Consider the following 12,715-nt stretch of genomic DNA (forward strand, 5'->3'; position numbering starts at 1 on the left):
TAGCGCCTGCTTTTTTTTGAAGTTATGGATAGACGAATCAATGCCTAAATATGTTCACTGTCAGCAGGTCTCCGCCAATCCTTATGGCCGCGATTTCGTCTTAGCTGATCTGCATGGATGTTATAAATCCTTGAAGCGTGCGATGAAAGCCGTTGATTTTGATAAAGAAATTGATCGCGTTTTTTCGGTGGGAGATCTGATTGATCGCGGCGATGATAGCTTAGCGTGTTTAGAGTTGCTCTGTGAGCCGTGGTTTCATGCCGTGCAAGGGAATCATGAGAACATGATGTTGGCAAGTTTGCGCGCCGGAGAGGACTCCGATTCCTGGTTTGGTTGGATGAGTAACGGCGGGAAGTGGTATTCCAAGCTTTCAAAAAATGAGCTTAAGTTAGTTAAAGACCTACTACCGTTAATATCTTCGCTACCTATTACATGCATTGTAGAAACGCGATGGGGAGAGCGCGTCGGGATTAGCCACGCACAGCCTCCTATTATGGATTGGAGTCGTTTGATTGATGACAAGCGTCTGACTGGCGATGAAATATGGAAAGCGATGTGGAGTCGAGAAATAATTCGCCAGCGTAAAAATAACAAGGTTCGAGGTGTGGATAAAACTTTCCACGGTCATACCATCGTCAAAAAACCTCAGCAAATAGGTAACATGCATTTCATTGATACCGGTGTTTACCTCTACGATGATGTCAGTTTTATCGAATTAAAAAACTAGCGCCAAAATTACTATGAAGCCTAAACCCCCAGCAAATGCTCAACTTGCCTTATTTTCCGCGGATAATAACAGCGAAGATGAGTTCAGCTTTCCCCTAGTGATAAAGCGCTCGCCGCGCCGCAAAACCATAGAAATTATCATTCGCACTGGCGAAGTGCAATTAATGTTGCCCACGCGTGTAGGCGATGCGGAAGGGAAAGCCTTTGTTCGAGACAAGGAAGATTGGATACTACAAACCATTGCAAAGCATAAGCAGCATGAAAATGAGATAGTCCCGAAGCGCTATCAAGAAGGCGAGCCGTTTGAGTTTTTAGGGAAGAGCTATCCTTTAAAAATATACCTGGCGAAAAAGGCCAGCGTGCAATTGTTGAATGATTCGCTCTATGTTGGTATCAAAGCCAGCGCCAAAACAGATAAGGCAGAGCGCGTTAAAAAAGCATTATGGCAATGGTATCAAGAGCAGGCCTTGCAAATTCTCACTGAAAAAACGAATAATTTAACGGCGCGAATTAAGCGCCAATGTCAAGGAATTCAATTGCGTCGGACTAAGAGCAAATGGGGACATTGCACCAGCGAAGGCTACATTCAATTCAATTGGCAAATCATTGCGGCGCCAGAAAAGGTCGTGGATTACCTGGTCGCCCATGAAGTGAGTCACCTTGTGCATGCCAATCATGGTGTGCGATTTTGGCGGCATGTAGAAAAACTCTTCCCAGATTATAAATCTCACCAAACTTGGCTAAAGCTCAACGGTCATACGCTTACTGTGTAGATTGATAAGCGTGCTAGCTGTACTAGAATAATAAGCTTGAAGTAGCTTTCTCGCCCTTGCTGTTCTTAAGCAAAATCAAAAAATACCGGTATTGGAAAAATGCGAAATATTTTTCTCATCATAGTGATCTGCAGTTCGCTCAGTGCTTGCGTAACCCGCACAGTATTCGTAAGCGAGCCAGTCATATCGACGAGTGTCGAGGAGTCTCCGCAACAAAGGCGTCAGGAAGAATGGATAAAAAAGAATGTCGAGAAGCCTCAGTATAGAGAGTCCGCGCTTTTTTTTGATAGCCGTAAAGCCACCCTCAGTTTGAGAGCTGCCGTATTGCCAGCGAGTCGAGGCGCTGTAAATGATGGCGCCAGCCTTAGTCGAGAACGGGTCATCAGTTATCAAATTCTGATTCAGACGGAAGAAACAGAACGCGTGGAATCTATAATACTGCGGACACCCTCGAAATCGTTTCCACTGGAAGCCAAGCGTCTCGTGTCACCACTAGGACAAAATATTTATATTGAGCTCAGTGGCGATGACGCTACGGAAATAAATCCAAATGAGGATGCGTTACTAGTGTTTATGTATAAAGGGAAGCTGGTGAGTGCGGTAATTATCGAACATCAACTGAGTAATGTTATCGAATCGTACAACTGAAGAAATATTTAATTTCGCGGTGGGAAGATTGCTTTTTTTCGCTTAATCTTTCTTTCCCGGTACTTTTTCATTTTTACCATCATATATCGCTACATCAACCTCGATACCATTGCGAACACTTTCCGTCACCACACAAAAGTTTTCGAATTGAGAAACCGCGCGTTCTAAATGTTGAATACTCGATTGCTCTGCAGACAGGTAAATATCGACTTGAATTTTTTCAATCCGTAGTCGCTTGTTGATTCGTGTCATCAAACCGGTGACATTAGCTTTAATTTCACCCGGATCTTCTTTAAATTTTCGTACCGCAAATAATAAACTAGCGCATAAGCAATTTGCGACGGCGGCGGCTAAAAGCTGTGAAGGATTTGGGCCTTCACCTTCACCTAGGGGTGGAGGCTCATCCGTAATTAAGTCGCCAAATTCTCCAAAGTCTATTTCAAACATAAATTTATCGATGAGTCGTATCGATATTGCGAAGCTATCTTCAGACATATTAATTACTCTTGTGAATTAAGGCGTTATCGATAAAGCACTTCAGTTCCTACGCTTAATTCCAAGGATAAGCGTAGGGATTTCTTTAAACTTTTAACCACCAAACCATAAGATCGATCAATCATTCGTTCTATCTCTCCACTTGGGATGGTTTGATCGAGAATAATTGTATTCCAATGTTTTTTATTCATGTGATACCCCGGTATGACCGACGGAAAAATATCGCGTAAAGCTAGCGCCTCGTCTGGGTCACACTTTAAATTCATTTTTGCGACACCGTCTTGGACAGTGAGAAGCGCAAACATTTTCCCTTTGACTTTAAAAACTGCCGCTTGTGGACCAAAAGGAAAATCAAGTAGGGCATTCGGTTTGTTAAGTAAATAATTCTTAGTTGCTTGGTAATCCACGTAAAGTCATCTCTGTTGATTTACAAGAGCTGTACTGAACCAATACAGTGTCGAAATATGTGTGGTTTAGCCTACAAAATTACCAGGCAATAAAAAAGGGCTATGAAGCCCTTTTTTTTGGTAAATGATTAAGTAGGCGCCTATTTTCCTTCTTTGGCTGCATCTGCTTCCTGTCGCCTTGCGCCAGCAAGAATACCTTCCAGAGCATAATTACCTTCGTGGCAGGCGTATTCATAAATGGTTTCATCATCTTTGGTGAAACTCATTTCACCCTTCCATGTCTCGGAATAATATTTTGGATCTTCAACGGAAAATTCGTAAAGCATTTCGCTCTCAGAAGTTCGTGTAAATTTTTCGATGACCCGCCCTTGTTCCGACAAAGGAAATGCACCTTTAGATGCTTGAATGGGATGCACATTCCTTGTTTCTACCACAAGCGTATCACCTTCCCAATGACCGACTGAACTACCGAACCACTCCTTAATCTCAGCAGGATTGTGCTCGCCATTAATGTCGATAATGCGCACATCATGATTCATTTCAACATTTATCATCACATGATCGGGAGTTTGCACAAATTGATAATGATTGTTGTACATAACATTATTCATTGGCGGCCCCGCAGAGCTTCCAAAGCTAATTAAACAACGATCACCTAAAGAGCGAATTTCAGGGCCATCATATGCACCGCCACTACCCGATTCTTCACTTCCACCTTGTCGAAATGCGCGCATGCGAGCAGCACGCCCTTCTTTAGAATAGGGAACTTGTCCAGACTTAGGTGAAATAATCCAAGAAGAACGATATTCACCTTTCACTTTCCCGTAAGAATCACCGGGATCAATCCAAAAGTTGTTATAGCCTTTTACATCACCGCCAACTTCTGGCGCTGGAGCATTCGGGTCGGTGACTTTATTGTCCTCGCGTAAGCGACGATTGTAGTAAGAGTTGTAGTTGAGTTCTTCTAGTTTTTCGGAAGGAATAACAAGATCTTTGAATTCATTGTTACGCGTCATGCGAGTAAGAGAGGCATTCGTCCAGACTCCTTGCATGTCAGGTGTGCCGTCCGCGAGTTTGGGCACCGTGTAGTTGTCTGCGGCCTGCGCGAAACAGACAGGCAAAGAAATTAACGCGAAACTCAGTAAAGTCGCGCTTAACCATTTTAGTTTGGCCATGGTGTTGTCCTGTTTTGAAACCTAGTAGTCGCGTATTCTGCCGCCAAGAAGCATACAAAACAAGAGTGCATTATCTATATCGCTACAAGCCAAAAAAATTAATTTGCCTTAAGCAAACAAGAGTTAAATAAATTCAAAGGCTTCGAACTAAAAATAGGAACGAAGAGATATAGCGTGACAGGAGACTTTACCGATATTGACAAAAATTTACCTGAGGAGCCGTACGGTGGAAGATCGGTCGGTCAAATAGGCGAGGTATATAACTATAGGGAAAACCTCAAATGGTAGATATTTCCCAGAGTATTATTTGAGTAATTAAGAGAATGGGTGTGTTAATAGTAAATTTAACTGGGCGTTCTACATTTTTGTTTAAAAATGTAGAACGCGAGAACTTAGCTCGCAAGGCTTCCTATTACCATTAACCCAGCGACCAATAAAAATAAAATGATGTTCAAGGATAAGGCTAAAATCCCAAACAATTTCTTTTTATTTTTCCTACAGATGCTCACAATACTTAAAACTAAGCTTACCAGCACTAATACGCCGGATAATATTAACCCTAAACCCGCGATGATTGCCTGAGGAGAGGTCTCGTCTACGCCTCCGGGTGTGGTCACCTCTAAATAGCCGGCGTAGCCGATTAGGCAAATGATAATTATTAATAAAAGCATCGTCATAATGAACGCTGAAATTCCAATACCGCAATGTGTAATCTCAGGTGAATGTTGAAAGTTTTCTTGTAATGAGCTTTCTGGTGATTCGTATGCGTTTATAGTCATTGTAATACCGTTATTTTTCTGGTTATTTATTATTAAATAATTGTCGATATTTCTTAAGCAGATGATCTTCCGTCAAAATAGCGAATATGTGTTCGCTTCTTTTACTTGAAGAGTAGTCATTTGAGGAATAATAATTTGCTTGATTGATTATCCGGCGAGAATGCCGACCAGCATTATTGTGCCCACCAATAAAATTAAAATGATATTTAAGATCAAAGATAATATTCCAAAAATCTTTTTCTTATTTTTCCTAAATACGCTAATGAGGCTCAAAACAAGGCTCACTAGTAATAATATTAAAGAAACAATAATAACGAGTCCCGCCATGATCATTTGCGGAGATGATTCATTCATAGCTTCTGGGTTGTTCATGCCAAGAGACGCAGCAAATATGATGAAGCCGATGAGCCCAGTAAATACAAGAATGGTGAGTATGAATGCGGAAATCCCCAGTCCGCACTGGGTGGGTTCTTGAGAGTACTGATTAATATCTTGCGGTGAACTCTCTGGCGATTCGTAGGCGTTTATAGTCATTGTAATACCGTTGTCGTTTGTGAATATGTGATCATTATTAAAACATCGTGACTTATGTGTGGAAGCGATTCGTGTCTAGGTGTTTTTGTTGTGTAGCCCAATTGATTTTCGTAGAGCTCAAGTAACGCTCGAACACGCGTTAGCATGACTTAGCGTCAGAGTCATCTTGGACGGATAATAGATAAAAACGCCTCTGACAACAACGTTTTCGGCTAAAAAAGACGCAAGCGAAAGGTCAGGTAAGAAGAAATCGTGGTCTGCAACATTCGTAACATTGAGGTTTTTGCGGGTCACGCCGACTACTTTCTGCAATCTAGACCATAGAGTTTTTGGAACTGCTCGAAATTTTCCGGCGCTACTCTGGCGAGTTCTACACAGGCAGTAAAGTTGCCGTGCATTTTTTCCGTGGCATTGTCTTCAAAGGTCCAATCAACTATTTGTTCCTGTCTAAATTGAACGATTTCCCCTTTGAAGGTATTGCTAATTAGCTTTGGCTCAGCAACAATTTTTCCACTAAAGCCTTCGGCTTCGGGAGAAAAGGGGTAGACCCAAAAGTATTCAGTAGCGTTTTCATCGCTGAGGGCAATCTTCACAGAAAAGCCCTGTGTGTCTTGCGGGGGATTATTCGCGGTCTTAAAAAAATAATTTAGTGTTGATCGAGCTTGATCAAATGCGGCTTGCAGTTCTACGTCATCACTTGTTGCATAGGCAAGTTCTTCTTTGTCTGTTTCGCCGTCGTTCGAGTTTCGCATCCATAATTCTAAAATAATCAGACCTGCCAGTGCAGCGACCATTGAGTATAGTAAAGCGCGACTTTTCATTAGAGGCTTCTCGACTTTAGATTTAGGCGCAATCACTTCAGTGGCGCAATGAAATTTGTCTATTTTATAAGTCTTACTGTGATAGCAGCAAGTATCCGGACACGCTAGATTCGCTTCTCGCGTTAAACACCATTATGTCATCGCGTTTATCGCCATTTAAATCGCCTACGATGAGGTCGGCGATTTCAGTATCTATCGCGATTTCGGTCTGTGGCGCAATCGCGATGTTGAAAGATGCTTGTTGATTGTTGATAACCTGCAGTGATTTTTTATCGCCGATACTGGTATTTCGCAAAGAATCGCCGAGGTCCAGTTCGTAGTTATCACGCTTGGCCGAATATCCCTTGTGGCCTATGTCTTCAAAATCGATATCGGGCGCGACCGCAGCGGGTCTTTGTAGTCCGTTTAGATAAACGGATATGTGTTTTTTCCCCAGCGCGAACACGTCTAACTGCTGAGTGTTTTCGTCGCTGTTGCCGAGCGCGGTACGTACAATACTCTCCGCGCTATTTTCTCTGGTTTCCGTCACCAAGTTATATGTTTTTAATATGGACGGAAACTTGACCGACAGAGTTAATTTTCTATGTGGTCGATTGGAAAATTTATTGCCATTATTTTTATAAATAAATGTTTCGATATCGACGGAGCCCGATATCGCTAGCCAAACAAATAAGTTGCCGATGGAAATTTCTTCGAGTCGCATTAGGCAGAGTTCTTTAAGACCATCTCCATCTTCGTCAATGAGGAGGGCAGTTAATACATTGCCGCCGGATTTTAGAACTTGTTTGGGTCTATCTAGATTCATGCCGTATTTCGTTCCAGAAAAAACGGAAATCTTTCCAGCCTCTCTTAGCAACAAGTCTTCGATTCCGTCGCCATCCGTATCTTCCAAGTTGACATCGTAAGTGTGAGCTAAAAGACCACTAAGATTACCGTAATCAATCGTATCAAAATCAACTTCGCCAACGCGTTCTTCGATCTCTTCTAGATCAATGTTGTAACTGGCTTGTAAGGCAAAATTACCTTCGCTATCAGCAATAAAAACCTCCAGGCGTTCGTCACTGCGCGCAATTAAGTCCTTGCGCTGATCATTGTTTACATCCCTGATTGCCATAGTGGGAATGACGATACTTTGGCCGACGTTGTTGGAGAGGTCACCATCGGAAACGAGACGTGAATAATTTCGTATGCGCGAGTGAATTTCAAATCCTTGCTCATAGTTATCGATGGAGGTTTGCAAGTAAGTAAAAATCGAAGTTGTGCCGGGGATCATTAAATCAGGCAATCCGTCATCATTTATATCTTGGTGTAGTTTTAGAGGGTAAAACCCGTTCGGTAGATGTCCAGGTAATGATTCAAGAATTGTTTTCGCTACGGATAACTTAGCATTCTCGAATGACCAGGCAAGTAATGTTTTGCCATCTACCAAGGCGTATATACGACCTGCTTCTACACCCCATCCGGTTGCCACTCCCGGCAATTCAATCTCGCCATCGGCTTTATTGAAATTAAATGTATTGTTTTTTTGTAAATAAACCGATAAATATTTTGTGTTAGCCGTCAATATGTCTACCAAGCCATCTTTATTTAGGTCGGCAGTAGTAACGCGATCGACCGTATTGTTGAGGGTAAAGGGGAGTGAAAGATAGTTAGATAAAACTGTAGCGTTTGATTGTGCCCACAGAGCGTTCGATTGGCACAGTAACATCGCTGACAGTACAAAAACTCGAAATGGTGAAGACAATGTTTTACTGATCGTTGCTTTTAAAGAATGAAGCATATTCATGGTCTCGATACCAATACGGTTATAGATTTCTGGTGAGACAAAATAAAATCACTGGATCTGTCGGTATTTAGTGTTGCTGTTATGATTTCCTGGACGACGTGAGACGGAACAAATTGCCAAAAAGGATCCTTAGATCGCTGCAGCGCAGAGTCGATGCTGTGGGCAACAAGTTTTCCATCATTATCGATGGAAACCACATCGTAAATCTGATCACCATTGATATCTGCATCCATAATTAAAGGCTGTGACAAGCCTTTAAATGCATTGGAAGAAAACTTCTCTTCGTGCTTTAAGCTGGGGCGTCTTGAAAATACTGAGGCGTTTTTTCCATCGTTGGTAACCTCACCTGAGTGTTCACCGAGATAGACGACTAGATTCCTAATCAAGCTTCCGCCTCGCAAAGCTTCAACGCTGGAAACTGCGTAATAGCTGAGAGCGAACTCTGGAATAGCGTCGCCATTGAGATCTAAAAATTTCGCTGTTGGGGCGTAACCAGAAAATTTTATAACCTGATCTGGCGCCGATAAGTTGAAGCGGCCACCCTTATTGACATAAAAATAAAAACTAATCTGATCATTACCACTCGTTTCCATGCCGTAAATATCATCGAGCTGGTCGCCGGTAAAATCGACAAAGAAGAAAGTGTCTTTCAGCTCAAACTCACTTTTCCAATGATTTTCTCGACTAAAGCTGCCGTCTTTAGTCGCGCTGAGCAAGTTCAGTTGTTGTAGCGCTAACTTATTGTCTTTAGGGTCATCGATAAAAGCAAAATCGATAAGCTCGTCTTGGTTTATTTTTACGGGTAAAACGGCGGGTATCCAGTTTCTGCGCTCAAGAATGTTTTCGTTGGTCTCACCGTTTCGTGGTGCGTCGCTCTGTTGCGCGGGATGATCTTTTAGGATGTCTGCAAATGCGCTTGGTGGTGCTGATCGTGAAAATGCTAAGCCATTTTCTCCGTCGATTGTTAAGGTTAATCCGCCAGCCCGTTTATTGGCTTTGGTTGGGTTGTGAAAGGCCTTTGGTAATGTTTGTGCTTCAGTAAAAGTATCTGAGCCCTTACCAAAATACACAGCATAGCTTTCCGCTCCGGGCAATAATATGTCTACTTTACCGTCGGCGTTGTAATCTTGAAGTTGCCCAAGGAACAAAGTTTCTTTTCGATGGGGAACGGTGTTGATGAGTTCAGAGTTAAATAACTTTTTAAGGTTATTGCCGTAATCCTGGCTGGTGGTGGAAAAACTGTAGCTCGCAGATCGAGTAAAAAAAATGATTTCATCACCCGCTTGTTCTCGGACATCCCCTGTTGCCATTGCGATAATGTCGGTCTTTATCTCGATTCGTCGAGATGGCGTTGAAGAAAACTGACCACTAGCGCTTTGAAAATAAACCAGTAGTTCGCGACCTAAATCGTCACTCCATACGATAAGTGCGATATCGCCAAGGGTATCGCCATTGAAATCAGCCTGGAGAATGTCTTGTATATCTTCCTTGGCTTCGATGACCGTTGCAGTGTAATTTACATTCGCGCTTAAGTGTGCGGGGTTACCAAGGCTGGTAATAAGCGCCGTTAAAAAGAAAAAGAATTTTTTTAAGTCCACTTTCAAAAAAATGTAATCTAGTTTCATGGCCGTGCGTCGCTGGTTGATTCATCCACGAGCTCTCCGTATCCCGAAGAAAACTCAAATATGCTGAATAAACGATAAATTTTTTCTCCTTCAACGCGTTCGTATGAAAACAAGGAAAAAAGTATTAAATCGAATACGGTTAGTTTGCTGCTTGACGGCGTTACGCTTGCTTTGTAATTAAACAATGGCCATAAGCCGAGCCCTGTAATCTTGCGTTCTGGTTGCCACAAAGTAACGGTGACTCGCTCACTTGTCAGCATGTCGGATTCATTTCCGCGCAACATCTCAAGTGTGACCTTTTCTCCAAAATCAAACTCGGTACTGAGTTGAGTGACCAGAGATTGCGCAGAAGTGATTGCGGTACCATTGATTGAGATTATCGCATCCCCTTTTTTTATGTTCTTTTCTAAAAACGGACTATCTGGAAAAATTTCAACGATTCGTGCGACGCTTTTTTGCGGTTCGACTTGGTTAGAGCTGCCTATTAACTCGCTGCGGTATCCGGCACGCGTTTTTATAGCGTCGACGCGGTAACGTTCTTCAGGCGTGGCTCGATTAAGCACCTTGGGCTTGGCCATCTTGGTGGAGAATACTGTGGTACCTCGTTGGACAAGTAGCTCAAAAATATCTGCCGTTGGTTCGGCTTCTGCGATGGTAGCGATAACATCGGGGGAATTGGTTTTTATAGCGTTCATTTCTAACAGCACATCGCCCGAACGAATTCCGGCAAGCTCCGCAACACTGTTGCTTTTTACTGATCGCACGCGCACACCTGGTAAAATTTCTAGATTGTCCAATGAATCACTTTCATTCGGCGAAACATCGAAGCCGAAATCAAGACGATCGTCTGAGCTGCTCGTAAAGGTCATATTTTCTGGCGATAAATTAATATGTGCAGGCGCAGTGAGAGTTTCAGTGCTAACACACCCAGTTAGCAGGGAACTCAACAGCAAGGCTGGAAATAATAGTAATTCAAGTTTCCGCTGAAGAATGTTTGTCATAACTGTCTCCGGCTGACGACAAATAAAGTGAGCACAAAAAATAGCAAGGCTTGCGGCAGAGGCAGCCACAGATTCAGTTGATACACGCGCTCGTCGATAAGCACATCCGAAAAGCCGCGAACAATTTGCGCGACGTCTTTTAAATAAGATTGGTCAATCAATGATGGTTGGAAGGTGGCATAAAAATAATTCGCCAAATCACCAAATACATTTTTGAAGACATCGAATACGAGCGAAACGCCAATGGCGATAGATACCGCTTGCGTGGCGGATCCACTAATGACAGAAATAAGTAGCCCTAAACTCAGACAAGCAGGCAGCGACAAAAGAGCGAGTTTAAGGCCAAGATAAATTTCTTGATGGATTTCAGCCACGCTAATTAATTCATAACTATCTTCGACAACGGGGCCTAATTCCCAAAAGAATGAACTAGAAAAAACCGCGACCGCAATAACAATAGCCGCAGATGTAAAAGCTAAGCCAGATAATATGACGAACTTCGCTGCGATTAGTGCGCGTCGGCTGACCCGGCGAATAATTAAATGCCGCAATACGCCTGAATCTCGATCGATGGCAAAAACATAAGCCGCATAAGCGACAAAGATTAAATACAGCAACATCAATCCTGTCGACATTCCATCCACCATGAAGCCGTAGCCAGATAATGCGTTGGCAGATTCACCGTCGGAATTTTGCAATGCACTTGATAGGGTGCTGAGTTTGACGAGAGTAAGGCGAACAAGTACAGCCAGTGCGGGAAGGCTGATTAAAAGCCAAAGCCCGGTTCCGCGGCATATCACATAAAACTCAGTCCGTATGGCTGTCAGAAATCCATTGTTCATCGTTGTGGTATCTACATTTTTGATTTAGAGATTTGGCGATACTTTGTTAGCCAGGCTGAGAGTTAAATTCATGGTTACCAAACTAACTATCCCGCGTAAGTTCTCGGAATAAATTTTCAAGCGACGTTTTTTGCTGTACCAATTCAAATACGTCGATGTTATTTTCGATTAAGAAGCGGTTTACCTCTGCGCTGCTTTTGCCTTCGAGTTCGCAGCTGAGAGAATCCTGCAGACTTATTTCTCGGACACCTGGTAATTTCGCCAATATCGTGCAGCACCGTTCGTTGTCGTTAGTGTTTAAGGTGATGCGGGTTCGTTTCGAACTTAATAATGTTGATACAGTGTCTGAAATAATGATTTTGCCGTGGTGTAAAAACGCCATGTGGCTACAAATTTTTTCCAGATAAGATAATTGATGGCTCGCGAGTAAAAAAGTTATGCCTTTTTCTTGGTTTAATTGTTTAATTAACGCTAGTACATCATCGACTCCGCCTGCGTCTAAGCCATTAAAAGGTTCATCCAGAATAATAAGTTTTGGATTGCCAACCAAGGCTTGAGCAATTGATGTTCGTCTGCGGTTGCCTAAGGAAAGATTACGAATTTTGAAGTTATGGTATTTAGTAATGCCCAGTAATTCTTCGAGCTCGCTAGAGTTTTTCTTGCGATCGTATTTGGTAGGCAATAAACCAGAAGATATTTGCGCAAGTTCTAGCACTTGACTCACCGTTAAGTGCCCATGAAGGCAGGGTTCATCAAAAACAACAGCGACGCGTCCATTCGATTGAAAAAGTTTATTTGGTTTGAAGTTAAGAACCCGTACTTCTCCAGAGTTATACGCTTGTAGGCCTAGGATACATTGCAGCGCAGTTGTTTTGCCTGCCCCATTGAGTCCCACCAAGCCGTGAATGGCGCCGGTTTCAATAGTTAGATTTACTCCGCGCAATACCTCAGTTTTACCAAATTGCTTTTGTAATTGGTCTACTTTGAGTGCAGGGTGATTTTCTAATATGTTTGATGAGCTGATCATTAATTCCTAACGGCGAATGTCAAATTCTCTAACGGAAGTGTCGTATCCATATTGATCTTGATGCTATTGTTTTTTT

At 42.6% G+C, this 12,715-nt stretch carries 14 protein-coding genes; 3 read left to right on the top strand and 11 right to left on the bottom strand.

Features of this window, described 5'->3' with window-relative positions:
* Positions 1-40: 40 nt before the first annotated feature.
* The 3 genes from ACYUCY_RS02265 (at position 41) to ACYUCY_RS02275 (ending at position 2,147) form a co-directional block, all read left to right on the top strand.
* Positions 41-727 (top strand): metallophosphoesterase, encoded by a 687-nt coding sequence (locus ACYUCY_RS02265; protein ID WP_460224819.1) that lies wholly within the window; start codon positions 41-43, stop codon positions 725-727.
* Between the two features lie 13 nt (positions 728-740).
* Positions 741-1,499, top strand: coding sequence for a M48 family metallopeptidase (locus tag ACYUCY_RS02270; RefSeq protein ID WP_460224820.1), 759 nt, complete (start codon positions 741-743; stop codon positions 1,497-1,499).
* A 99-nt stretch (positions 1,500-1,598) separates the two neighbouring features.
* Entirely contained in the window at positions 1,599-2,147 is a 549-nt protein-coding gene (locus tag ACYUCY_RS02275; protein ID WP_460224821.1) for a hypothetical protein, read from the top strand.
* Positions 2,148-2,189: 42 nt separating this feature from the next.
* On the opposite strand, the gene ACYUCY_RS02280 is transcribed toward ACYUCY_RS02275, so the two are convergent.
* The 11 genes from ACYUCY_RS02280 to ACYUCY_RS02330 all read right to left on the bottom strand — a co-directional run bounded on the left by ACYUCY_RS02280 (position 2,190) and on the right by ACYUCY_RS02330 (position 12,639).
* Complete coding sequence (locus tag ACYUCY_RS02280) at positions 2,190-2,642, bottom strand: OsmC family protein (protein WP_460224822.1); 453 nt, start codon at positions 2,640-2,642, stop codon at positions 2,190-2,192.
* A gap of 26 nt (positions 2,643-2,668) precedes the next feature.
* Positions 2,669-3,049, bottom strand: coding sequence for an MmcQ/YjbR family DNA-binding protein (locus tag ACYUCY_RS02285; RefSeq protein WP_460224823.1), 381 nt, complete (start codon positions 3,047-3,049; stop codon positions 2,669-2,671).
* Positions 3,050-3,189: 140 nt separating this feature from the next.
* Positions 3,190-4,224, bottom strand: coding sequence for a hypothetical protein (locus ACYUCY_RS02290; RefSeq protein ID WP_460224824.1), 1,035 nt, complete (start codon positions 4,222-4,224; stop codon positions 3,190-3,192).
* A gap of 392 nt (positions 4,225-4,616) precedes the next feature.
* Positions 4,617-5,003 carry a hypothetical protein gene (locus tag ACYUCY_RS02295; RefSeq protein ID WP_460224825.1) on the bottom strand — a complete coding sequence of 129 codons (387 nt, stop codon included), beginning with the start codon at positions 5,001-5,003 and terminating at the stop codon, positions 4,617-4,619.
* Positions 5,004-5,150: 147 nt separating this feature from the next.
* Entirely contained in the window at positions 5,151-5,537 is a 387-nt protein-coding gene (locus ACYUCY_RS02300; RefSeq protein WP_460224826.1) for a hypothetical protein, read from the bottom strand.
* Positions 5,538-5,836: 299 nt separating this feature from the next.
* On the bottom strand, positions 5,837-6,358 hold the full coding sequence (locus tag ACYUCY_RS02305; RefSeq protein ID WP_460224827.1) for a DUF2314 domain-containing protein: 522 nt from the start codon (positions 6,356-6,358) through the stop codon (positions 5,837-5,839).
* Positions 6,359-6,431: 73 nt separating this feature from the next.
* Entirely contained in the window at positions 6,432-8,144 is a 1,713-nt protein-coding gene (locus tag ACYUCY_RS02310; protein WP_460224828.1) for an FG-GAP repeat domain-containing protein, read from the bottom strand.
* Entirely contained in the window at positions 8,141-9,769 is a 1,629-nt protein-coding gene (locus tag ACYUCY_RS02315) for a hypothetical protein (protein WP_460224829.1), read from the bottom strand. Before ACYUCY_RS02315 ends, ACYUCY_RS02310 begins: the two co-directional genes overlap by 4 nt.
* Positions 9,766-10,770: a PDZ domain-containing protein gene (locus tag ACYUCY_RS02320; protein ID WP_460224830.1), complete on the bottom strand. Its 1,005-nt coding sequence runs from the start codon at positions 10,768-10,770 to the stop codon at positions 9,766-9,768. The genes ACYUCY_RS02315 and ACYUCY_RS02320 overlap by 4 nt, the downstream gene beginning before the upstream one ends.
* Entirely contained in the window at positions 10,767-11,612 is an 846-nt protein-coding gene (locus ACYUCY_RS02325) for an ABC transporter permease (protein WP_460224831.1), read from the bottom strand. Before ACYUCY_RS02325 ends, ACYUCY_RS02320 begins: the two co-directional genes overlap by 4 nt.
* 82 nt (positions 11,613-11,694) lie before the next feature.
* Positions 11,695-12,639: an ABC transporter ATP-binding protein gene (locus ACYUCY_RS02330; RefSeq protein ID WP_460224832.1), complete on the bottom strand. Its 945-nt coding sequence runs from the start codon at positions 12,637-12,639 to the stop codon at positions 11,695-11,697.
* Between the last annotated feature and the right edge of the window lie 76 nt (positions 12,640-12,715).

Source organism: Aurantivibrio infirmus (assembly GCF_054767315.1).